This is a genomic window from Neobacillus nitrireducens, from assembly GCF_030915405.1.
Taxonomy (GTDB): domain Bacteria; phylum Bacillota; class Bacilli; order Bacillales; family Cytobacillaceae; genus Neobacillus.
The window spans coordinates 2272368-2295792 of the sequence record NZ_CP133262.1 but is presented as its reverse complement, the minus strand read 5'-3'; the positions used below and the strand labels follow the sequence as shown (position 1 = coordinate 2295792).

20 protein-coding genes, 1 pseudogene and 1 riboswitch are annotated in these 23425 nt (G+C 38.8%); of the genes and pseudogenes, 12 read left to right on the top strand and 9 right to left on the bottom strand.

Annotated elements, in window-relative coordinates; translation table 11 throughout:
• Positions 1–12 precede the first annotated feature (12 nt).
• Positions 13–1755 carry an aromatic amino acid hydroxylase gene (locus tag RCG22_RS11125; RefSeq protein WP_308106847.1) on the top strand — a complete coding sequence of 581 codons (1743 nt, stop codon included), beginning with the start codon at positions 13–15 and terminating at the stop codon, positions 1753–1755.
• A 37-nt stretch (positions 1756–1792) separates the two neighbouring features.
• On the opposite strand, the gene RCG22_RS11120 is transcribed toward RCG22_RS11125, so the two are convergent.
• The 4 genes from RCG22_RS11120 to RCG22_RS11105 form a co-directional block, all read right to left on the bottom strand.
• Positions 1793–2428, bottom strand: coding sequence for a Bax inhibitor-1/YccA family protein (locus RCG22_RS11120; RefSeq protein WP_308106846.1), 636 nt, complete (start codon positions 2426–2428; stop codon positions 1793–1795).
• Positions 2429–2476: 48 nt separating this feature from the next.
• The gene (gene mscL / locus RCG22_RS11115; protein ID WP_308106845.1) at positions 2477–2866 is read right to left on the bottom strand and encodes a large conductance mechanosensitive channel protein MscL; all 390 of its coding nucleotides are present in this window, start codon (positions 2864–2866) and stop codon (positions 2477–2479) included.
• A gap of 72 nt (positions 2867–2938) precedes the next feature.
• The gene (locus tag RCG22_RS11110; protein WP_308106844.1) at positions 2939–4171 is read right to left on the bottom strand and encodes an aminopeptidase; all 1233 of its coding nucleotides are present in this window, start codon (positions 4169–4171) and stop codon (positions 2939–2941) included.
• 343 nt (positions 4172–4514) lie between these two features.
• Positions 4515–5783: an MDR family MFS transporter gene (locus tag RCG22_RS11105; protein WP_308106843.1), complete on the bottom strand. Its 1269-nt coding sequence runs from the start codon at positions 5781–5783 to the stop codon at positions 4515–4517.
• A gap of 224 nt (positions 5784–6007) precedes the next feature.
• Here RCG22_RS11105 and RCG22_RS11100 point away from each other — a divergent pair, with 224 nt between their 5' ends.
• Positions 6008–8197 carry a DNA topoisomerase III gene (locus RCG22_RS11100; RefSeq protein WP_308106842.1) on the top strand — a complete coding sequence of 730 codons (2190 nt, stop codon included), beginning with the start codon at positions 6008–6010 and terminating at the stop codon, positions 8195–8197.
• Between the two features lie 310 nt (positions 8198–8507).
• A complete protein-coding gene (hutH, locus tag RCG22_RS11095; protein ID WP_308106841.1) occupies positions 8508–10025 on the top strand; it encodes a histidine ammonia-lyase in 1518 nt (505 codons plus the stop codon).
• A 50-nt stretch (positions 10026–10075) separates the two neighbouring features.
• Here hutH and RCG22_RS11090 read toward each other — a convergent pair whose 3' ends face one another.
• Positions 10076–10279, bottom strand: a complete 204-nt coding sequence (locus RCG22_RS11090; RefSeq protein ID WP_098263565.1) for a hypothetical protein — start codon at positions 10277–10279, stop codon at positions 10076–10078.
• A gap of 609 nt (positions 10280–10888) precedes the next feature.
• A riboswitch (cyclic di-GMP riboswitch) is annotated at positions 10889–10978 on the top strand.
• A 30-nt stretch (positions 10979–11008) separates the two neighbouring features.
• On the opposite strand from RCG22_RS11090, the gene RCG22_RS11085 reads away from it, so the two are divergent.
• Complete coding sequence (locus RCG22_RS11085) at positions 11009–11140, top strand: anti-repressor SinI family protein (protein WP_082797573.1); 132 nt, start codon at positions 11009–11011, stop codon at positions 11138–11140.
• Positions 11141–11238: 98 nt separating this feature from the next.
• Here RCG22_RS11085 and RCG22_RS11080 read toward each other — a convergent pair whose 3' ends face one another.
• Positions 11239–11565, bottom strand: coding sequence for a helix-turn-helix domain-containing protein (locus RCG22_RS11080; protein ID WP_098263564.1), 327 nt, complete (start codon positions 11563–11565; stop codon positions 11239–11241).
• Positions 11566–11857: 292 nt separating this feature from the next.
• Here RCG22_RS11080 and map point away from each other — a divergent pair, with 292 nt between their 5' ends.
• The gene (gene map, locus RCG22_RS11075; RefSeq protein ID WP_098263563.1) at positions 11858–12607 is read left to right on the top strand and encodes a type I methionyl aminopeptidase; all 750 of its coding nucleotides are present in this window, start codon (positions 11858–11860) and stop codon (positions 12605–12607) included.
• A 36-nt stretch (positions 12608–12643) separates the two neighbouring features.
• Here the strand turns inward: map and RCG22_RS11070 are convergent, their stop codons facing one another.
• Positions 12644–12868 carry a DUF1128 domain-containing protein gene (locus RCG22_RS11070; RefSeq protein WP_066251264.1) on the bottom strand — a complete coding sequence of 75 codons (225 nt, stop codon included), beginning with the start codon at positions 12866–12868 and terminating at the stop codon, positions 12644–12646.
• 229 nt (positions 12869–13097) lie between these two features.
• Here RCG22_RS11070 and RCG22_RS11065 point away from each other — a divergent pair, with 229 nt between their 5' ends.
• Together RCG22_RS11065 and RCG22_RS11060 are read left to right on the top strand one after the other, a co-directional pair.
• Positions 13098–13469 (top strand): YtxH domain-containing protein, encoded by a 372-nt coding sequence (locus tag RCG22_RS11065; protein WP_308106840.1) that lies wholly within the window; start codon positions 13098–13100, stop codon positions 13467–13469.
• Between the two features lie 13 nt (positions 13470–13482).
• Positions 13483–14318, top strand: a pseudogene (locus RCG22_RS11060) (YihY/virulence factor BrkB family protein).
• Between the two features lie 242 nt (positions 14319–14560).
• On the opposite strand, the gene RCG22_RS11055 reads toward RCG22_RS11060, so the two are convergent.
• A complete protein-coding gene (locus RCG22_RS11055) occupies positions 14561–16474 on the bottom strand; it encodes a heavy metal translocating P-type ATPase (RefSeq protein ID WP_308106839.1) in 1914 nt (637 codons plus the stop codon).
• Positions 16475–16647: 173 nt separating this feature from the next.
• On the bottom strand, positions 16648–17826 hold the full coding sequence (locus tag RCG22_RS11050; RefSeq protein ID WP_308106838.1) for an MFS transporter: 1179 nt from the start codon (positions 17824–17826) through the stop codon (positions 16648–16650).
• A gap of 212 nt (positions 17827–18038) precedes the next feature.
• Here RCG22_RS11050 and cax point away from each other — a divergent pair, with 212 nt between their 5' ends.
• The 5 genes from cax (at position 18039) to RCG22_RS11025 (ending at position 23012) form a co-directional block, all read left to right on the top strand.
• Positions 18039–19079, top strand: coding sequence for a calcium/proton exchanger (gene cax / locus RCG22_RS11045; protein ID WP_308107134.1), 1041 nt, complete (start codon positions 18039–18041; stop codon positions 19077–19079).
• A 383-nt stretch (positions 19080–19462) separates the two neighbouring features.
• Entirely contained in the window at positions 19463–20080 is a 618-nt protein-coding gene (locus RCG22_RS11040) for a YczE/YyaS/YitT family protein (protein WP_308106837.1), read from the top strand.
• 127 nt (positions 20081–20207) lie between these two features.
• A complete protein-coding gene (locus RCG22_RS11035; protein WP_374049469.1) occupies positions 20208–20978 on the top strand; it encodes a YfkD famly protein in 771 nt (256 codons plus the stop codon).
• A 133-nt stretch (positions 20979–21111) separates the two neighbouring features.
• Positions 21112–21309, top strand: a complete 198-nt coding sequence (locus tag RCG22_RS11030) for an SE1561 family protein (RefSeq protein ID WP_308106836.1) — start codon at positions 21112–21114, stop codon at positions 21307–21309.
• Between the two features lie 161 nt (positions 21310–21470).
• Positions 21471–23012: a fumarate hydratase gene (locus tag RCG22_RS11025; RefSeq protein WP_308106835.1), complete on the top strand. Its 1542-nt coding sequence runs from the start codon at positions 21471–21473 to the stop codon at positions 23010–23012.
• Positions 23013–23425: the final 413 nt, after the last annotated feature.

Sequence of the window (23425 nt, the reverse complement as noted above, 5' to 3'; positions counted from 1 at the left end):
AGAATGTTCACCATGACTGGAAAAGGAGCAAAAAGAAGCAAGGCGCACTTACAGCCCTATATTTCAAAACAGTACTACCATCGCTATACGCCCATTGATCACGCGGTGTGGAGATTCGTTATGAAGCAAAATCATTACTTTTTAAAAGATGTTGCCCATCCTGCTTACGTAAACGGTCTGCGGGATTCAGGTATTAAAACAGAATCGATTCCAAAGGTAGATGATATGAATAAAAGTCTGGCCAAAATCGGCTGGGGTGCCGTTACGATTGATGGGTTAATTCCCGGGTCCGTATTTTATGGATTTTTGGCTAATGGGATTTTACCGATTGCCACAGAAATAAGAAACATCCAAAACATTGCCTATACCCCTGCACCGGATATGATTCATGAGGCAGCTGGTCATGCTCCGATTTTATTAGATAAATCTTATCGGGAATTTGTTCAGAAAATCGGTGAGATGGGAGCAAAGGCACTTTCCAGTAAAGAGAAGTTAGAGGTGTTTATGGCGGTACGCCATTTAACCATTGTAGCTGAGGATCCTAAGTCAACTACAGAGCAGGTTAAAGAGGCAGAGAACCTGGTAGCAGAAGCTAGAAAAAAGGTGAAAGGGTTATCCGAGGCTGATATGGTTTCAAGACTTTTCTGGTGGACGGTAGAATATGGATTAGTTGGAGATTTGAATCATCCGAAAATTTATGGAGCGGGCTTACTCTCATCCGTTGGGGAGAGCCAAAGCTGTTTAGCTGATGATGTAAAGAAGATTCCATTTTCAGTTGAAGAATGTATTCAAACTCCATATGATGTCACCAAGCCGCAGCCGCAATTATTTGTTTGTAAAGATTTTGGTGAATTGGCTTCCGCTATTAATCAATTTGCTTCGACCATGGCATTTATGAAAGGCGGCACCGAAAGTCTGGAAAAAGCCTTGCAATCTGATAATCTTGCAACGTTTGTATTCTCGTCTGGATTGCAAGTGACGGGGACACTGGCAACCATTGTAAAGGATGAGAGGGGAGAAGCAATTTATATCAGAACAAAAGGGCCGACCGCATTATCTTTCGAACAAAAGCAATTAGTCGATCATGGTAGGGATACCCATCATAAAGGCTTTGGGACACCTATCGGGAGCCTTGATGGGAAAATAGTATTAGAAAATTGCTCGTCTGTTCAATTAAAGGCTTTAGGCATAATTGAAGGCAGCGAAGGTATGTTGAAATTTGAAAGTGGTATCAATGTAACGGGTGTCGTGAAGACCATTTTGTTATCAGCTGGTAAGCCCATCTTAATCTCTTTTCAGGATTGCCAAGTAACATATAAGAATCAGGTCCTTTTTGAGCCATCGTGGGGGACGTATGATATGGCAGTAGGCGCAGGCATAACCTCTGTATTTGCAGGCGCGGCAGATCCGGATGCTTATTTTGAATGGCCAACAAATGAAATAGACAGTATCGAGGATTCAGTAGATGAGCAACTGAATGAATTAGAAAGCCTTTATGTAGAAATCCGCAGTTTACGTGAGGATTCGGTGTGGAATGAACAGAGTTGGTCTAGAATGGATCAGGTGATTGCGACCCTCGATAAGAACTATCCAGATGAGTGGTTGCTGAGATTAGAAATACTAGAACTCTATAAGTTGAGAAATAACAGCCACCCTAATGTAAAAAGTATTACTGAGAACTTAGGAAATAAAAACTGGGGAAAATCAGTCAATCAAGTGATTCAACGCGGATTCATCTTACTAAATAATAGTTAAAGGAAAAGGAGCTTGGAATTCCAAGCTCCTTTCTCCATTAATCTCTACTAGAAATAATCCCCAAGATTCGCAAGATACTAATAAATAGGTTAATAAAATCCAAGTATAAGTTCAAGGCCATCAATGGTACTTCTTCAGGTCTGACACCGTAATGCTTCATTCGGCTGAAGTCAAAGAGAACATAACCGCTAAATACGATCACTCCAATAATAGAGAAGGCAAGCATAGCTGTCGAGCCTAATGGAAAGAAGATGTTAAAAATGGAAATCACCACTAAGGCAAGTAAAGCGGCAAGCAGAAATCCACCTAAAAAGGTGAAGTTTTGTTTGGATTTAGTGGCATAAATAGCAACACCGGTAAAAACAACGGTTGTACTAGCAAAGGCCATGACGACCACATTCGCACCTGCAGCAGCTGTGTAATAGGCGACGATGGGGTAAAGTGTAATTCCTGAGATAAATGTAAAGACGTATAGGAATGAATAGGAAATAGCCTTTTTACGTCTGAAAAAGAATGCGATCATGAGCATCACAAATTCTAGAATCGCAAGCGGCATAAATAAACTATCTGGTACAAACACACCTGCCATGGTGCCTAAGAAAGCAATCGCAAGGGAAAGGGCAAACGTACGTATAACAGAAGGCAAAAATTCACTAGATGTTTGTGTATACAATTTTTTCACCTCAAAAATTATTTGTTACTAGAATATACGATGAATGGGTCAAGATGTTTCATTTTTTCTAAAAAAATCTCTATCTTCTTTTAGAAGATCGCGAATCTCTGCTAATAATTCTACTGATGGGTCTGCTTTTACAACAACCTCAGCTGGTTCTTCTTTCTTTTTAAAGCGGTTAAGGAACTTTATAAATAGGAAAATAGAAAATGCTATTATAAAGAAATCAACAACTGTTTGAATAAACAGACCGTATTTTATACTTCCATAGGCAAGTTTAGAAAAGGTCTTTACTCCCATAAGTAATCCAAACAAAGGCATAATAATATCTCCGACAAGTGAAGCAACTATCTTCCCAAAAGCACCGCCAATAATAACCCCGACAGCTAAATCAATCACATTGCCTTTCATGGCAAACTGTTTAAATTCATTCCACATAAAAACATCCTCCAAACTATTATGTTATTTTTAGAAAAAAGAGCAGGGAGTCCTGCTCTTTTTGTGCTTACATTAAAAAGCCCAGTTACCGCCTCGGAATACAGGTTCTGATTGTCCATCGGCAGTAATTCCGTCGATGTCCATTTCAGTAGAACCAATCATGAAGTCAACGTGGGTAATACTTTCGTTCAATCCGTTCTCTTTCAATTCTTCAGATGACATTTTCTTGCCGCCTTCAATGCAGAAAGCATAGGCACTGCCGATTGCCAAATGATTGGATGCATTTTCGTCAAATAATGTATTAAAGAAAAGTACATTTGATTGTGAAATAGGTGAGTTAACTGGTACAAGGGCCACTTCTCCAAGATAATGCGATCCTTCATCTGTATCGACCAGACGCTTCAGAATTTCTTCACCTTCTTCTGCTTTCACGCCAACAATTCTTCCATTTTCAAACGTAATTGAAAAACGGTCAATGATGTTTCCGCCATAGCTTAATGGCTTTGTGCTGGCAACTGTGCCATTCACACCTGTTCGTAAAGGAACAGTGAATACTTCTTCTGTCGGCATGTTGGCCATAAATTCAAAGCCTTTTTCATTCACACTGCCCGCCCCGACCCAAATATGTTTATCGGGAAGTTCAATCGTTAAGTCAGTACCAGGCGCCGTGTAATGAAGCTTTTGGTATCTTTTTTCATTTAAATAATGAACCTTTTCATGAAGGGTTTCATCATGTTTTTTCCATGCCTCAACCGGGTTATCAAGGTCTGCACGGACAGCTTTGAAAATGGCATCCCACAGCTTGTTCACTTGGTTTTCTGCAGGCTCATCCGGGAATACTTTAGCAGCCCATGCCGGCGTAGCGGCAGCAATAACAGTCCAGCTCACCTTATCAGATTGGGCTGCTTTTCGATAATTCGCAAGTGCTTTCCCGGCAGCTTTATTGAAATTGGCGATTCGTTCCGGATTCACACCTTTCAGCAAATCAGGACTAGTCGAAATAACCGACATAAAGGCAGCACCTTGATCTGCTAAATCTTCCATTTCTTTGGCACGCCAAACAGGGTACTCAAGGAAAGCATCTTCTGGTGCTAAATCATATTTTGTTTTCGTAACAGTATCGTCGTTCCAGTTGACTATGACATTCTGTGCACCAGTTTCGTATGCTTTTTTAACAATCAGACGAACAAATTCTGCAGCATCTAGGGTGGTGTTCACAACTAAGGTTTGGCCTTTTTGAACATTTACGCCGACCTTAACGGCAAGTTCAGCATATTTTTCAAGTTTTTTTTGAAATTCACTCATATGTACGTCTCCTTTTTTCTGAATCTTCCTTAATTGTAGCGTTTTCTATTGTAAAAAGAAACTGATAGCACATTAAGCAAAAGGACACTTGATAATAGAAAAAACAGTAAAGATTTTCATCTCTACTGCAACTTGCTGCCGTATACCTTTATATTAAAATAAACACCTGCGGAAAAGAGGACTACGAATGTAATAATACCTGACAATGAAGTTGGAGACATAAACTGGGATAATTCCATTGATTCCACCGCCCTTATATTAATTACCTTTATAAGTTAATTATAATACAAATTAGGCAAATGTGAACAATTTAGTACAAATTTTAATTATTTATTGACAAGTTTTACATTTGTGAATCCATTTCTTGTTTTTCAAACGAATAAAACATTACCCAATATATTCCCGCACTTAAAAGGGCAAGGATCGTTAAGACAAAAAACGTCCACCCATAGCCGAGCATTACCGTCATTGGAATCGCAAGCGGTGCGATGGTCCGGCTAATGGTAAAACGCAGGCTTGCGGCGGCGAAGTATTGACCGCGCATTTGCTCAGGAGCGAGTCTTGATACAAAGCTTTGCTGGAGCCCAGCCCCCATTAATTCTGCGAAAGTGAAAATCGCCATGGCGAACATTAATCCCCAAATCCAAGTGGTTTGACTGAATAGAATCATTGAAATGGCATAAACAACAGACGAGAGAACGAATACATTTCTTTCATAATAGTTACTCATCCACTTTGTGACGATTACGGTCAGCAGGGCAACGAGGAAGCCATTTTCTGCGAGCACCAATCCGAATGCTTGCTCAGCATTAACCGAAAACGACCAATTTCCAAGTGAAAAAAGACTTTGAGATTTGAAAACATCCTTAATATAGACAGGAATCAACAAGTCCAATTGCATAAACGTTTGCCCAGCCAAAACACCTGCAAGGATAAATAACAGGAAGGTTTTATCTTTAACAATTAGTGAATAATCCATTAATTGATTTTTTAAAAAATAATACCATTTCCCGTCAGGCGAGGAAGTGTTTTGTTTGACCGGAACCGTTTCACGTGTCCATTTGGCTAGGATAAGCCCTAACGAAATACACACCACGCCAGCTACAAAAAGGAGTTGGAAGCGATAGGGAACATAAAAGATAGCACCTAGAATTGGGCCAATGACAACGGCAATATTGATTGATGTATAAAAAATGGCAAATACATTACTACGATCCTTTTCATCGACTACATCCGCTACCATTGCTTGGCTGGCAGGCCAATAAAAGGAACCGAATACTCCGGCAATTGCAAATGCGGTAAAACCCATCCATGGGGATTGATACCAAGGTGAACTAGCGAAGGCAAAGGCAATAAACGAGAGCCCTTGACCAATAGCCGACAGAACCATCATTCGTTTCCGTCCGAAACGGTCCGCACAGTAACCACCCATCAGATTAGCCATTACTGAAAAGATCTGAGAAAAAACTAATAATAAACCTGCTTTGCTTTTACCGAACTCTTCAGCAAAATAAATCGTTAAGAACGGAAAAAACATCCAGAAAGTTATGTTCATCATTGCTTCGCTAAATAAGCGAACTTTTAAATTAGGATCCCAATCCCTAATTCTCATAAATTGTCCTCGTTTCTAGTATTTTGACGATACTATCATACTATCTTAATTGAGAAACTTACAACATAAATGGTATCCACATTAAATCGTGCTTACCATTCATGATTATTCCTAGTCTTTTTCCTATAGCCAGAATCAATGACCACACGTTACTATTCTGCATTTCACGAATTTGTATGTTATATTAAAAGTTCAATGGCTTACTGAAAGGATGTTTAAATACAGTGAAAAAAAGTGTAATTTTAGCCGAAAAACCTTCAGTTGCTCGGGATATAGCACGAGTATTAAATTGTAATAAAAAAGGTAACGGTTTTTTTGAAGGAGATAAATATATAGTCACATGGGCGCTTGGGCATTTAGTTACTCTTGCTGACCCAGAAGTTTACGACGATAAATATAAAGCCTGGAAAATTGAAGATTTACCTATGATTCCCAATGATTTGAAGCTTGTAGTTATTAAGCAAACAGGGAAGCAGTTTAATTCGGTAAAAAGCCAATTACTTCGTTCTGATGTAGGGGAGATAATAATTGCAACCGATAGTGGTCGTGAAGGTGAATTAGTTGCTCGATGGATAATTGCAAAAGCGAAAATAAACAAACCAATAAAACGTCTATGGATTTCTTCTGTTACGGATAAGGCCATTAAAGATGGATTCAATAATTTGAAGCCGGGAAAAGCGTATGAAAACCTTTACTTTTCAGCTGTCGCCCGCTCCGAGGCTGACTGGTATATTGGTCTTAATGCAACCCGTGCGTTAACAACACGATTCAATGCCCAACTAAACTGTGGCCGTGTACAAACACCTACTGTTGCGATCATTGCAGCCCGTGAGGACGAAATTAGAAACTTTAAAGCACAAACCTATTACGGCATTGAAGCACAAACAGTAGATCAATTAAAGCTTACTTGGCAAGATGTAAAAGGCAACAGCCGCAGCTTTGATAAAGAGAAACTTGATGTGATTGTAAAAAAAATTGGGAACCAAAATGCTAAAGTAACAGAAATTGAAAAGAAACCGAAGAAATCTTATTCACCAGGTCTATATGACTTAACAGAACTACAACGTGATGCGAATAAAATCTTTGGGTACTCTGCAAAGGAAACATTAAACATTATGCAGAAACTGTATGAGCAGCATAAAGTTTTAACCTATCCGCGGACAGACTCGCGGTTTATTTCAACGGATATTGTTCCAACTATACCTGAGCGTCTTAAGGCGTGTGGAATTGGCGAATATCGTTTACTAACAAGCAAAGTTTTAAAAAAGCCAATCAAAGCCTCTAAATCTTTTGTTGATGACAGCAAAGTATCCGATCACCATGCCATAATTCCAACTGAAGGATATGTAAATTTTTCAGCCTTTACAGATAAGGAAAGGAAAATTTATGATTTGGTTATTAAACGGTTCTTAGCTGTCCTTTTCCCGGCATTCGAGTACGAGCAATTAACGCTACGAGCTAGAATCGGTGAGGAAAACTTTGTTGCTAGAGGCAAAACCATTTTATCTCTTGGTTGGAAAGAAGTATACAATAATCGACTTGATGAAGATGATGAAGGTGATGATCTGAAGGAACAGATTCTACCTCGGATTGAAAAAGGCGATACCTTAAACGTTAAATTAATCGCCCAAACGTCAGGTCAAACGAAGCCGCCTGCCCGCTTTAATGAGGCGACCTTGTTGTCGGCAATGGAAAATCCAACGAAGTATATGGATACGAATAATAAACAATTGGCAGATACCTTAAAATCAACGGGTGGACTAGGTACTGTTGCTACACGTGCAGATATCATTGAAAAGCTTTTCAATTCATTTCTTATCGAAAAGCGGGGAAAAGACATTCATATTACTTCAAAAGGACGTCAATTGCTTGACTTGGTTCCTGCGGAGCTTAAATCCCCGACTTTAACAGCTGAGTGGGAACAAAGGCTTGATCAAATTGCACATGGCAAGTTGAAAAAAGAAGTGTTTATTAGCGAAATGAAAAACTACACAAAACAAATCGTTGCGGATATTAAAGCAAGTAATAAAAAGTATAAGCACGACAATATTTCAACAAAATCATGTCCAGATTGCGGGAAACCAATGCTTGAAGTAAATGGGAAAAAAGGCAAAATGCTTGTGTGCCAAGACCGTGAATGTGGACATCGAAAAAATGTTTCGCGAGTCACAAATGCGCGCTGCCCACAATGCCATAAAAAACTGGAGCTTCGCGGTGAAGGGGATGGACAAATATTCGCTTGTAAATGCGGTCATCGTGAGAAACTATCTGCTTTTGAAGCGCGACGTAAAAAAGAATCGACTGGTAAAGTGGATAAACGGACAGTGCAAAAATATTTGAAAAACCAAAACGAGGAAGAAGAGCCGATTAATACAGCATTGGCAGATGCTTTAAAGAAACTTAATTTGAAGTAGATTTTCAAAAAGGATTTAGTTAAATAGTATAACGGAAGCTCAAGATATCTTTGTAACATGAACGTTTCATCTTTCATTTGTTATCCCACTAAAGTGTTATCGTGCTAAAATTCTGAAAATTTGATTGACAGATTAGCTATTCATCTCATACAATAATTATCAATAAGATAGTTATAGAATGGAATGATCCCATGAGGCATCTAAAAATATTCAATCATTTAATTATAAAAGAGGCTGGACTCCAAATCATGTAGATTCGGAATCCAGCCTCTTTCTTTATTATACTACAGTGGTAGAGGAGAGAGACGTTATGATCACACTTACTGGTGGAAGTTTAACATTAGAACAGATGAAAGATGTATTATATCGCAAGCAAAAGGTCCATGCTTCAGATAAGAGCATGGAAGCAGTCAAGAAGAGTCGCGAAGCCGTAGAAAGAATTGTTTCAGAATCAAAGGTAGTTTATGGGATTACGACTGGATTTGGTAAATTTAGCGACGTCCTGATTGATAAGAATCATGTTCAAGACCTGCAGCTTAATTTAATTCGCTCCCATGCATGCGGGATAGGCGACCCTTTTCCGGAAATTGTCTCTAAAGCAATGGTACTGCTTCGTGCGAATGCACTCCTTAAAGGGTTTTCAGGGGTCAGGCCGATTGTTATTGAAAAGTTATTAGAGTTAGTGAATAAAGATATCATTCCTGTTATCCCACAGCAAGGTTCCCTTGGTGCGAGCGGTGACTTAGCCCCGCTATCTCACCTTGCCCTAGTTTTAATTGGGGAAGGAGAGGTATTTTACAAAGGTAAGCAAATGGATGCTTTTGATGCGCTTCAGCAAGAAGGGATTTTACCAGTTACATTGGAAGCAAAAGAAGGTCTAGCCCTAATTAACGGGACCCAAGCGATGACAGCAATGGGTGTTATCGGCTACTTGGAGGCAGAGCAGCTGGCCCATGAGAGTGAACTGATCGCTGCGATGACAATGGAAGGGTTAAATGGAATTATCGATGCATTCGCGGAAGAGGTTCATATTGCAAGGGGCTACAAACAGCAAATTGACACTGCGGCAAGAATCCGTCGTTATTTAAGTGATAGTCTATTAACAACCCAGCAGGGGGAGTTGCGTGTTCAGGATGCTTATTCTCTTCGCTGCATTCCGCAAGTTCACGGTGCATCATGGCAGGCATTGGATTATGTGAAAGAAAAATTAGAAATCGAAATGAATGCAGCGACTGATAACCCATTAATTTTTGATGATGGAGAAAAGGTTATTTCAGGAGGAAACTTCCACGGACAGCCCATTGCATTTGCGATGGATTTTATGAAAATAGCCGTAGCGGAACTGGCAAATATTTCAGAAAGACGGATTGAAAGATTAGTCAATCCGCAGCTTAATGATTTACCAGCCTTCCTAAGTCCCGAGCCTGGTTTACAATCGGGTGCGATGATCATGCAATATGCAGCGGCGGCACTGGTTTCGGAAAATAAAACTCTCGCCCATCCAGCCAGTGTCGATTCGATTCCTTCGTCTGCTAATCAGGAGGATCATGTTAGTATGGGGACGATTGCCTCAAGGCATGCTTATCAAATAATCCAGAATGCAAGAAGAGTTTTGGCGATTGAATTGATTTGTGCCATGCAGGCAGTAGAAATACGCGGGGTAGAAAAAATGGCCACGCAAACAAGAGAGTTTTACGATAAGGGCCGTGAACAAGTGGCTTCCATTAAACAAGACAGGGTGTTTTCCAAGGATATTGAAAAAGCAGCTGATTGGTTAAAAGCAATTGAATTTTCACAGTTTATTAGGAAATTAAGCATAGAAAAATGAAAATTTGAAGTATGAAAAAGGAAACAGGCGTGAGGAACTCACGCCTGCTTTTATTCATTCTGATCATTGAGCAAACGAGCTGTATCTCCGCGATACTCATCCTCATTTTCGACTCGATTTTTAAATGCTTCCCGTACAACTAGAAATTCTTCGTCACCCACAGCTTCTTTCACATGTTTTTCCGTTAAACTGTCTTCTGGGAAGTTCCCAGGATGGTTCTTCTTCTTATGTTCAAAATGTTCACCACGTGCCACTTTCAACACTCCTTTCGTCCTCGCAAGTAGCATTCCCTGATTGGAGCAAAATTAAATACTTTTTTGATCTTCCCTTAAAAAAGAAAAGGCTGGTAAAGTGAACCGAATAACTTGGTTCACTCTTCACCAGCTTTTTTTGTGGGGTGGGATCTGGTTTACACATGCGGTCTAAAAAGTACCCAGCAAACACAATAAACGCAATCGGAATGGAAAAGTTTAATACATGAATAAGGGTCATCGCATTGCTTCACCACCATATTTGTAATATTTATAATATTAAGTTTATTTTTATATTGTTTACATTATATGCTAATTGTCACAATTTAGACAAATGTTTGAGGCATAAATTTTTCCTGAATTGATTGGAAGTTCCACCTAATTCTCTAGGCCTTTGACAAAAAGAAATTTTAGGTTGTAAAAAGGAATTGGAAATTTTTTGTAGATTCATGGGATAATTTGTTAGAAAAAATTGTGAGAAAATTTTAATAATCCGACAAATTACAACACCCTACTATAATAGCACTAGTTATAATAGCAGTATGGATTAAGTAAATCGACCTATCTAATTTTAATAAATAGCTTATACATTGCTACTTAAGTTGTATGAGTCACAGAAAAAGGCAAACCTGTTGAAAAGCAGGGACGCAAAGCCGAGGATCTAAGGCAGGTATTACTTGTTATGATGGCCGGGCTGCCTGGAATACATAATGTATTTTAGGAGTGATAACAATGATAATTACAAAAAATGAAGCTGAAGTTATTGACCAAGAATGGATGGAACTTATTTTAGAAGCAAAGGACTTGGGATTATCGATAAATGCAGTTCGTGACTTTCTTAGCCAGAAAGAGGTAATAAGTTAATTGCGAGACTACTATGTACATAAATTAAAAAGCATTCTACAAAAAGTTTCTTTGTAGAATGCTTTATTTTTATATAAAAAAGAATTTCCAAACCCGTCTTACTTATCGTTTTGATTGATCCGCCACTTGTTAAATTCAAGGAAATCACGGAATTGGTCCTTAGAAACACCAGAATTCATTGCATCCTTAACAAGATTCATCCAATCGATATCTAATTCCTCTTTATTAACTTCTTCATGAATTAAATGATCAACAGGAATATTTAAGACAGCAGCTATTTTCTCAAGAAATTTAATTGAAGGATTCTCTTGTTTGTTATTTTCAAGGTTACTTAAATACGATTTTGCGACCCCTGCTTGAGAAGCAAGTTCGGAAAGTGACATTTTCTTATTTAAACGAAATTTTTTAACGCGATCACCAATCATGAGCCTCACACACCTAATAAATTATTAAATATATATTTATTCTATCAAAAAGAATTAAGAAGTACCATATTAAGAACGTAGTAATATGACAAAAAGATGAACATTAAGAATAATCTCCGCAAAGTTGATTGGAGGTTAAGTAATTTTGAAAAATTATCGGGTAAGAGTTAATATTAAAAGTGTTGCCAATAATGGACTATTGTATAATTCTCTTATAGGTATTGCGATTAGTTGAATAACATTTTTGCATTGCATACATAAAAATAAACAAAAAGGAAGGGGACCCTCCTAAATGATTGTCCTTAAATCACAACGTGAAATTGAAGCTATGAAAAAAGCAGGTGAAATACTTGCAGCTTGTCATAAAGAAATCGGAAAACTAATTAAGCCAGGAATAACCACTTGGGAAATCGATCAATTTGTTGAAGAGTTTCTTAAGAAAAAAGGTGCAACTCCAGAACAAAAAGGCTATAAAGGTTATGAATATGCAACCTGCGCTAGTATAAATGATGAAATTTGCCATGGCTTTCCAAGGAAGGAGCCTTTAAATGAAGGAGACATTGTAACGGTGGATATGGTTGTTAACTACAATGGCGCCTTGGCCGATTCCGCTTGGTCCTATGCTGTAGGGAAGGTATCTGAGGAAACGGAGCGATTATTACAGGTTACGAAGGAAGCACTTTATAAAGGAATAGAACAGGCGATTGTTGGCAATCGAATCGGGGATATCGGCCATGCAATTCAAACCTATGTGGAAGCGGAAGGGTTTTCTGTCGTGCGTGACTTTATCGGCCACGGGATTGGAGCAGTAATCCATGAGAAACCGGACGTTCCACACTACGGGCTGCCTGGAAAAGGGGCAAGAATTAAAGAAGGTATGGTCTTTACAATCGAACCCATGGTAAATGTAGGCAGATACCAAACGAGGATGGACCTTAATGGCTGGACAGCAAGAACGATCGATGGGAAATATTCAGCACAATACGAACATACTCTGGCAATTACTAAAGATGGAACTGTTATCTTAACTGAACAAGAATAAAAACAAACCCGTTATGTGGAATAACGGGTTTTTGACTTATTTTTTTCGAAGGCTTCCCAATTCTTCCACTAATGCCTGCATTTCATTGGGACTAAATGAATTCTTTCTAAGTACCATGTCATATATCTCTTTTAATTCCTCGTACATTTCTTCATCAAAATGAGAAGGCTTTATGGCACCAAGGTTTAGGACCTTAAGTTTTTCCTTTATTTGTTCAATCATATATTCGACATTCTCAATCGATTTTTCAGATAAATTCATTTCGGTCACCCTTTTCGAATTAATATATTCATCTTTTCATGTTGAAAAATATATGTCAATATAAACTTTCTTGAATGACTTCAATTAGTTTAGCCAAAAAAGTGGATAAAAGTATCAACTGGACTTGCGTCGAAATCCGCTATGAAGCAAAATAAATGAAAGAGGAAGTTTGGTATTTTTTTCATGTGGTAATTAAATGATAATAATAATGATTAAAGGAGACGTTAACATGACAAAGAAAAATCAATTTTGGCGCGGAATGTTACTCGGGGCACTTGCCGGAGGGGCCATTAGCCTATTAGATAAACAAACACGTGAAGTGATGTATGAGAACGTACAAAAAACTACTAGAAAGGTGACCTATGTTCTGAAAAATCCCGGAGAGGTAACTGAAAAGGTAAAGGAGGCGGCAGAGAAATTAAAGACGACCGTTAAGCAAGTCAGTGAAGACATCTCTTACATAACAGATAAAGTGGAGGAGTTCCGTGAAATAACCCCTCAAGTAACTGACATTTTGAAAGAAACGAAGGATACCTTCACAAAAAGTGACGAAGAGCTCCTATTAGCAGAAGTGGTAGGAGAAGAAGAAAAAATTCATTAAAAGGAGGATGGAAATGGAAAAGGCGGGAAATGTCCGCTCATCTTTACTTAAATTACTTTGGCATAGGATCGATGAAGATGATCTTCCTGGATTAAGTGCACAGTTGGCCTATTACTTTCTTTTGTCCTTATTTCCGCTCCTGATTGTTCTATTTACACTTCTGCCTTATATTCCGATACCACATCAAGATATGCTGGGGCTAATAAGAGATTTTGCACCAGTGGAGGCAATGGACCTTATTGAGAAAAATGTCCATGATATTATGGACGACCGGAATGGCGGGCTTCTTTCGTTCGGAATCATCGGTACGATTTGGTCGGCATCAAACGGAATCGAGGCCATTGTAAAGGCATTTAATAAGGCATACAATGTCAAAGAAAGCCGCTCATTTATTGTCTCTAGGGGAATGGCTATCCTATTAACCTTTGGAATGATTTTGGTTCTAATTCTCGCAATTATTCTTCCGATATTCGGCAGAGAAATAGGTCTATTTTTATTTTCTCGAATGGGCTACACCACTGAATTTATTAAGTTGTGGGATACGCTTAGCAGGTTGGTTAGTGCGATTATTTTGTTCCTTATTTTCACAGGATTGTATTGGATTGCACCGAATGTAAAATTAAAATGCCGTAGTGCCTTTCCGGGGCAGCTTTTGCAACCATTGGATGGATTATTTCCTCGCTTGGCTTAACATTTTATGTGGGAAATATCAGTAACTATTCGCTAACCTATGGCAGTATTGGAGCAATCATTGTCTTAATGGTTTGGTTGTACATTTCGGCATTTATTATTATTTTGGGTGGAGAAATTAATGCCTTTTATAGTGAAAAAAACCGTAAAAACTGCTAATAGTTACCTTCATGAAAATAGCCCATCTGTTCAAACTAAGATAGAAGGCTAATTAATTTAACTTCAAGGAGGTCACTAATATGACAAAGAAGACTAAAAAAGATGGCGGTACAAAACAAAAAGGTAAAGGAAGTAAAGGAAATAAAACTTCCGGTTCTGCGAACGGCTCAAATGGCTATCACTAATGGGTTAAAACCCATATAAAAAAAGGCCGGATGATTTCCATCCGGTCTTCTTATGGTTTATTTTAATAATCTTAAGCTATTTAGAATAACTAATATAGTACTGCCTTCATGACCGATTACTCCATAGGGCAAATCGAGTATCTGAAAAAAATTAGATGAAATCAAGAGCATGATAATGGTGATTGAGAAAATAACATTTTGTTTAATAATTCTATTCATACGCTTCGAAAGATCAATCGCTTCGGCAATCCGCGGCAAGTCATTCTTCATTAGGACAATATCAGCAGTCTCAAGAGCAACATCCGTACCACCGCCCATGGCAATACCGACATTAGCAATTGCCAATGCAGGTGCATCATTAATCCCATCACCTACCATTGCCACTGTTGTATACTTTGTTTTCAAATTCTTAAGTTTTTCGACTTTGACCTCTGGTAAGCATTCCGCGAAAAATTCATCGACATGGCTTTCAGAGGCAATTGCTTGAGCTGTTTTCTCACTATCACCTGTCAGCATAATGGTACGGATACCTTGCTTTTTTAAATGGTCAATGGCAAGCTTTGTTTCCTCACGAACGACATCCTTCATGGCAATAATCGCGCTCAGATCACCATTTATTTCAATAAACACAAGTGTATTGCCAAGACCTGCAAGGTCCTTTGCCCTACCCTCAGCGAATGTATCAACATGTTCACTGTCAACAAACGCAGCTTTTCCAATTTTCCACTGTTCCCCGTTAATGGTCGCTCGAACACCCCAGCCTGGTACATCCTCAAGGCTTTCTGGATAAAGTAGTTCCTTGTTGATGTTCGATTTTACATAATTTACAATTGCATTCGCAAGCGGGTGATTTGAATGGCTTTCAATTGAAGCTGCTTTCCATATCAGATCGTTTTTATCAAGTCCTTCTTTAACAATCACTTCAGTTACTTCCGGTTTTCCTTTAGTCAGTGTTCCTGTTTTGTCAAAAGCAATGGCCCCGAGATGGCTTAAATTTTCAAGGTGAACCCCGCCCTTAACCAATATCCCATGTCTCGCCCCATTAGAGATAGCAGATAAAGTGGCTGGCATAATGGAAGCAACAAGGGCACACGGGGATGCAACCACTAATAAAATCATTGCCCTGTAAAAGGATTCTTGCCAGCTCCAGCCTAATATAATGTGTGGAAGGAAGAACATCAATAACACTACTGATAGAACCACTTTTACATAGGTTCCTTCAAAACGTTCAATAAACTGCTGGCTGGGAGATTTCTCGCTTTGAGCAGATTGAACAAGTTCAATAATTTTATGAAAAAGGGTATCATGACTTTCTTTTGTGACTTCGACTGTAATGGAGCCAGTCATGTTAACCGTTCCGGCAAATACAGTTTCTTCTGTTCCTTTTGAGACAGGCATGGACTCGCCAGTTATCGCCGCTTCATCGATATTCGTTTGTCCTTTGATGATGAGGCCATCAGATGGGACTCGTTCCCCGGGTTTAATTAGAATTAAATCCCCAACACGAAGCACGGAAACCGGCACTTTTTTTTCATAACCACTTGAGATTAGTAAGGCTTCTTCAGGCTGAAGCTTCATTAAAGAAGAAATTTCCTTGTGGCTTTTATTCATGGTATAGGTCTCTAATGCTCCACTTACAGCAAAAATGAAAATGAGCACAGCACCTTCTGTCCAGTAACCAATAATGGCTGATCCAATAGCAGCAAAAATCATTAACATTTCAACATTTAATTCTTTATTTTCATAGGTGGCTTCAATCCCCTCTTTTGCCTTCGCAAATCCGCCAATAACAAAAGCTAGAAGGTAAGCAATAATTGAATCCGCACCATTTCCATACTTATCAAAAATCCAGCCAGCCGCAATAAATCCACCACTTAAACCAGCCGCAATTAATTCTGCGTGCGGTTTGATTTTTTCTAAGAAACCCACTTTGTTTATACTCTTTGTTAGAGTCTTTGCTTCGGTATTCAATGAATCTCCCCTCCCCATGATCTAATTGATAAGAATAATCAAAGTCAATCCCCTTAAAAAACACGAAAGCTGTCATCATAGAGATGACAGCAACATTCTTAAATTTCACTTTATTTTCCTTTATCTTACCACATATTTTATGCTTAGGATATGAATTTGCTCCACAATATGGATTAAGATTTTTGTTGTTCGAAAGCCAAAAAAGTCTTTTTTCCAAAAGCAAAGATGATGATAGATAAGGCTAAAAGCATTGTGCTAATGATAAAGAAGAAACTCACATTTTCAGAGAATTTAATGAATAATCCCCCAATGATAGGTCCACTTAAAGACCCAAGACTAAAAAAGATTCCACATAGTAAATTTCCTGTTGGAAGAAGGTTCTTTGGAACCAAATCGGTCATGTAGCTAATTCCGAGCGAGAAGGTAGAACCGACTATCATCCCAGAAATGAGGAAAGCTACAAACAGCCCAACAAAGGAGTGTTCCAGGAAGCTGGCAGCTGTAAAGCTGAAAAATCCCAAAAAAAGAATAGTCATTAAGAGATTTTTGCGCCCATACTTATCACTAATGATCCCTAATGGCAGTTGGGTCATAATACTGCCAACGGCAAAAGCCGATAACACCATGGAAACACTGGATACGTCTAACCCCATTCTTAATGCATAGACTGGAAAACTGCCGTTTAAGGAGGATTCTAAGAAGCCGTATGAAAATGGCGGCAAAAAAGCAACCCATCCATATTTTAATGCCTTTCTAAACTGTTTAATCGTTGCTAAAAATGAATTGATACCAGCTTCCTGTTCAGGAAGTTCATTTTTAAGTGTAAAAACAAACACCCAGCCAATAAAACATAAAATCGAGGAGACAATAAAGGGCAGCGATTGATTTACGTTTACTAATGGTGTCATTAGTGGACCAGAGGCAAAACCAATCCCAAAAAACAGGCCATATAGAGAAATGTTTCGTCCCCTTCTGGCAGCCGGAGAAGAGGAAGTGATCCACGTTTGTGTGGCAAAATGGAGGGAATGGTCGCCAATGCCGATCAGCAACCTCAGAGCAAACCAAAACCAAAAGGTCTTCCATATTGGAAACAAAGCGAGTGAGATAATGACAAGCGCGCCCCCATAGATAATCACTGGTTTATACCCGTATTTTCGGAGCGGCATTTCCATAAAAGGGGACACGAGTAAAATTCCGATATAGAGTGCTGTAGCATTTAAGCCATTTAATGAAGGAGAGATGCCACTTTTCTCAAAAATGACTGCAATAAGCGGTAACAGCATTCCTTGCGAAAAACCGGAAATAGCCACAATGCTAACCAAAATCCAGAAACGATGGTTATTTTTATTCATAGAACTTCCTCAATTCTGTAAGGTCATTCATTATTTTTAATACTTCCTAAATGATGGTAACGAGAAAAACTTCCATTTGCAAGCGAAAATTCTTACCTAGACATTTGTAGATCTTTTAGGTAAATTAAGGAACAAAAGGAAAAGTGATGATAGGTAGAGATGTTAAATAATTACATATAGATTATGGAGGGAATACAGTGAACAGGATTTTTATGCTTATGACACTTATTGGGGTGCCACTTTCAGTGATTGGATCACTTATGCATTGGTCTAATATCATTTTATTTATCATTTATTGTTTAACGATTGTAGCATTAGCCAGTTTTATGGGGAGGGCAACAGAGAGTCTTGCCATCGTGGCCGGTCCGCGAATTGGCGGACTATTAAATGCCACATTTGGTAATGCGGTAGAGCTTATTATTTCTATCTTTTCATTGAAGGCCGGACTTATTGGCATTGTGCTAGCCTCATTAACGGGTTCCGTGCTCGGAAACTTACTCCTTGTAGCAGGGCTATCTTTTTTTATTGGGGGCATAAAATTTAAGCGACAATCCTTTAATGTATACGATGCACGACACAATTCGGGACTGCTTATGTTTGCTGTTATTATTGCTTTTGTCATTCCAGAAGTTTTTTCGATGAATATGAATGAAACGAAAACTCTTTCGTTAAGTATCGGAATTTCAATCATTCTGATTATCCTTTATCTGGCTGCTTTATTCTTTAAACTGGTAACCCATCGAGGTGTGTATCAGCACGGGAATGAAAAACCGGTACATGAGGAAGAAGAACCGGAATGGAGTAAAGGGAAGGCGATTGCTGTCCTTTTTGTGGCCACAATAGCAGTTGCGTACATTTCTGAACACCTTGTCCATACGTTTGAGTATGTTGGAAAGACGCTCGGTTGGTCTGAATTGTTTATTGGGGTAATTATCGTGGCGATTGTTGGTAATGCAGCAGAACATGCCTCGGCGATTGTCATGGCCTTTAAAAATAAAATGGATATTGCGGTTGAAATCGCGATTGGTTCTACCTTGCAAGTGGCCATGTTTGTTTTACCCGTACTTGTCCTTATTTCTCTATTCTTTGAAACCACGATGCCGCTTCTATTTAGCTGGCAGGAATTAATTGCAATGGTTTCATCCGTCCTTCTAATGGTAGTCATCTCCAACGACGGGGAATCCAATTGGTTTGAAGGGTTAACTTTATTGGCTGCCTATTTGATAATGGGAATCGGCTTTTACTTACTCTAATACACAAAAAAGAGACTCTAAGCCCACTGATGGCTTGGAGTCTCTTTTGAACTATAACATGTTAAATTCCTTCATATACAGAGTAAATCACTTGACGTGTGATATAATGTTAAATAGCTTTTTGTAGGGTTAAGTATCAATCGCTTTTCTCTAGGCCATCAATCACCATCCTTCATGTTAATTTAGATACATGAACACGAGTGTTGAATCTCATATAAGACGGGAATCCCAACCTCCTTATGAATAAATAGGTTAATGGTAAGCGAATTGAGTACGGCCCTCCTAACTTGATAGATTAAGTATATTATAAATTAAAATTAAAATTTTGTAAATGTTCTGTTTATTACATTTATGTTACTTTTTCAAAAATAAAGGAGTGACACATGAAATTACTTATTAGAGCTCTATTTTTCATTTTAGGTTTAGCAATTATGACTTTCGGTGTTTGTATGACAATTAAAGTAGCAGAAATCGGTGTAGGAGCTTGGGATGCCTTAAATGTAAGCCTAACTGAAAAGGTTGGGTTATCCGTAGGGAAATGGGTGATGATTGACGGGGCGGTTTTAGTCATCGTTGTGTCTTTATTATTGAAAAAAAGACCGGATTTGCTTTCGCTGCTTACCATTATCTTCATCGGTTCACTGGTTGATTTTTGGCTGGGTACTGTTTTTGAATTATTTGAAGTCAACCAAATGATAGGGAAAATTGGGATGTTATTGATGGGGATCTTAATCATTGGATTTGGTGCATCTATTTATATTCAGGCCAAGTTCCCACAGAGTCCAATTGATAATTTTATGTTAGCGATAAAGGAACGGTTTCATGTGAATTTAATGGTCGCGAAAACGATTGGGGAAATTACCGCCTTAATTCCGGCATTTTTCCTAAACGGTCCTATTTCATATGGAACCATAGTTATCACGTTTACGGTTGGACCTGCCATTCAATTATTTTTTCCATTTTTTGAAAAATTAATGGTGCGTCTTCAAACGAAATATTGAAATTATTGCTAGGATGGATAAAATATATCAACTCCGAAAAAACTAGTAGCAGACTGATTAATGCTATTTAGTGAAGGGAGTTTCGCTCGTGAAGAGAAATATTTCTGTTCTAATCACCATGCTATTAATGTTAACTTTTATTCCGTCTGCCTACGCCCACAAGGTCCCGGTGAAAAAGGTCTCGGTGAAATATCAAGTCCCGCCTTCGGTTCGGAATATTACGAAGGAAAATACTTATCCGAATTCGACCCAGGACCTGCCATTATTACAACCCAGTGATTTAACGAAGAAGTTGATTAATTCTTCAAAGGTCAAAATTGAAAACCCGGATTTAATCCGGATGCTGAATGAATCAAGTATTAATAGCACACCATTTGCGATTGGTTATCGTGCCATCGTCTACTTGGGGCAGTGGCCATTGAATTATGAATCCACAGAGACCTCCCCAAATTGGGAGTTCCAAAAGATTAACACCAATTATTTTGATAATCGCGGCGGGAAAGCACCCTATCAGATTAAATATGTGCAGGAGTCGCAAAAGATTATCAGAGGCGGGCTGACTGCTAAAATCGCCAATCCCGAAGATGTGAAAAAAATGATGTTATTAAAGGCAATGGAAAAAACGCATCTTCCCCTTTCATTCGATACGATTATTGGTGCAGGCACGAAGAATGATCATATTTATAACATCCCGCCAAACCGCTTGGGCTATCTATATGCCTATGCTCCGGGTGTGAATGAAAAAGGTAAAGTAACCTACGGAGAAGTATACCTAATGCTAAAAGGAAGCAAAAAATTTATCGTGATTAAAAATGTCACCTCGCAAGGAATAGGAGCTTGGATCCCAGTGCAGGATTATGTTTCCTTTGGCTTTGCAGCATCTGAACGGCCACGATGAAATTAAATTAAAAGGACTCCTGATCGTGGGAGTCCTTTTATTTTTAAAAAATAGGGCAAAATACGATTAATTGATTGTCAAAGTATCAATTTTTCGGTAGGATGAGAACGTTAACGAAAAGGAGTGAAACCGCTTGGGTAGTCCAATTGAAGATAAAAATTCACAAGTCAATTTTTTAAAACAACGCTTAAATATGTTCATTGATGTGCTCGATGCCATTGATCCAGAGGATACGGACCTCGATGATATTGACCGCTTAATTTCAATGTTAGATGATATGGAATCTAAATGCAGAGAATTTAATAACCGTGAAGTGAGTGAGTCTGTTTAATCAACAGACTCTTTTTATTGTATTTATTTCCTGTAGCAAACAGGTAAACGATTCCAAGCTAATCCTTTAATTCAAGTAGTTTTAGGAGTATAATATAAACGTGCAAAAAATTGTAAAATTGAAAAAGATTACTGGGGAACATTGGGAGAGGGGTACTCGAATTGAATATTACTAAATTTCAAGAAAGTATGTATAAGCTAGTCGTTGAAACTTCTACAAAACTTCCTAAGGATGTACGCCGGGCTGTTAAAAGGGCGAAGGAAATAGAAAATGCCGGAACTAGTGCAGCGATGAGTCTTGCGACGATTACAAACAATATTAAAATGGCGGACGATCAAGTGTCACCCATCTGCCAAGACACTGGGCTGCCAACTTTTAAAATTAAAACGCCAGTTGGTGTGAATCAGTTAGAAATTAAAGAAGCGATTCGTCATGCCATTGTGTTGGCGACGAAAGAAGGAAAGTTGCGTCCGAACTCGGTTGATTCACTAACTGGAGAAAACAGTGGTGACAATCTTGGTGCAGGTGTGCCGGTCATCAAATTTGACCAATGGGAAAAAGATTATATCGATGTTCGTCTGATTTTAAAAGGCGGCGGTTGCGAAAATAAAAACATTCAATACAGCCTGCCGTGTGAGATTGACGGCCTAGGCCGTGCTGGTCGTGACCTAGATGGAATCCGTAAGTGTGTTATGCATTCTGTCTATCAAGCTCAAGGACAAGGCTGCAGCGCCGGGTTTATCGGTGTTGGTATTGGCGGCGATCGCTCCTCCGGATACGATTTAGCGAAAGAACAGCTATTCCGTTCGGTTGAAGATGTGAACCCAAATGAAGATCTTCGCAAGTTAGAAGAGTATGTGATGGAAAATGCAAATAAATTAGGAATTGGCACCATGGGATTCGGTGGGGAAGCAACCCTTTTAGGCTGTAAAGTCGGTGTCATGAATCGTATTCCTGCAAGCTTTTATGTGTCTGTGGCCTACAATTGCTGGGCATTCCGCCGTTTAGGCGTGAGTGTGGATCCTGCTTCCGGTGAAATTAATGAGTGGATGTACCAAGACGGGGAATTCATTGATTTTGCGGAGGGAGAGGCAGCGAAGGAAACAGCGGCTACTTCTGAGGATGTTATCACACTTAAGGCGCCTATTTCAGAAGAACAGATTCGTTCTCTTAAAGTTGGCGATGTTGTTCAAATTAACGGCATGATGTATACAGGCCGTGACGCGATCCATAAATATTTAAGCGATCACGACGCACCGATTGATTTGAATGGACAAGTTATTTATCACTGTGGTCCGGTAATGCTGAAGGATGAGGCCGGTGAGTGGCATGTTAAAGCGGCTGGACCGACAACCAGTATTCGTGAGGAGCCATACCAAGGCGATATCATGAAGAAGTTCGGCATCCGCGCTGTTATCGGCAAAGGCGGAATGGGTCCGAAGACCTTGGCTGCTTTAGAAGAGCATGGGGGCGTATACTTAAATGCAATTGGCGGCGCGGCTCAGTATTACGCAGATTGCATCAAAGCAGTTGAAGGTGTCGATTTAATGCAATTCGGTATTCCAGAAGCCATGTGGCATCTGCGTGTAGAGGGCTTCACAGCCGTTGTTACGATGGATTCTCATGGAAACAGCTTGCATGCAGATGTTGATAAATCTTCGTTAGAGAAATTAGCCCAGTTTAAGGAACCGGTTTTTAAATAGGGTATTTTGGAGATAGGCGCTTATGGCGTCTATCTTTTTTAGTTTCTGGAGTATGGAGGAGGTGAGGATGATGATGAACTGGAAGTTAAATACCAATTTTTGTATAATAAATCCTCGTTTTTGTAAAATTAATTGGAGTTTTGGTCTAATAATCTAGCTTTAATCTTTAAGTTGGTAATATTTTACAATAATTGTTTAATCCCTTGCTTATTATGTAAAATAAATTGAAAAATTGTATAATAAATCTTTATTATCGTCTAATGTTCTCCTAAATTGTAAAATTCCATCTTCAAATTAAGTCTATCCCCTTAAAAAATTCAAAATTAACAAAATTCATAAATAGTCCATACAAGTTTTAGGGCAAATATGGTATAAATAAGCGAAATGAATTCTTATTTTAATGAAGGAGGTAT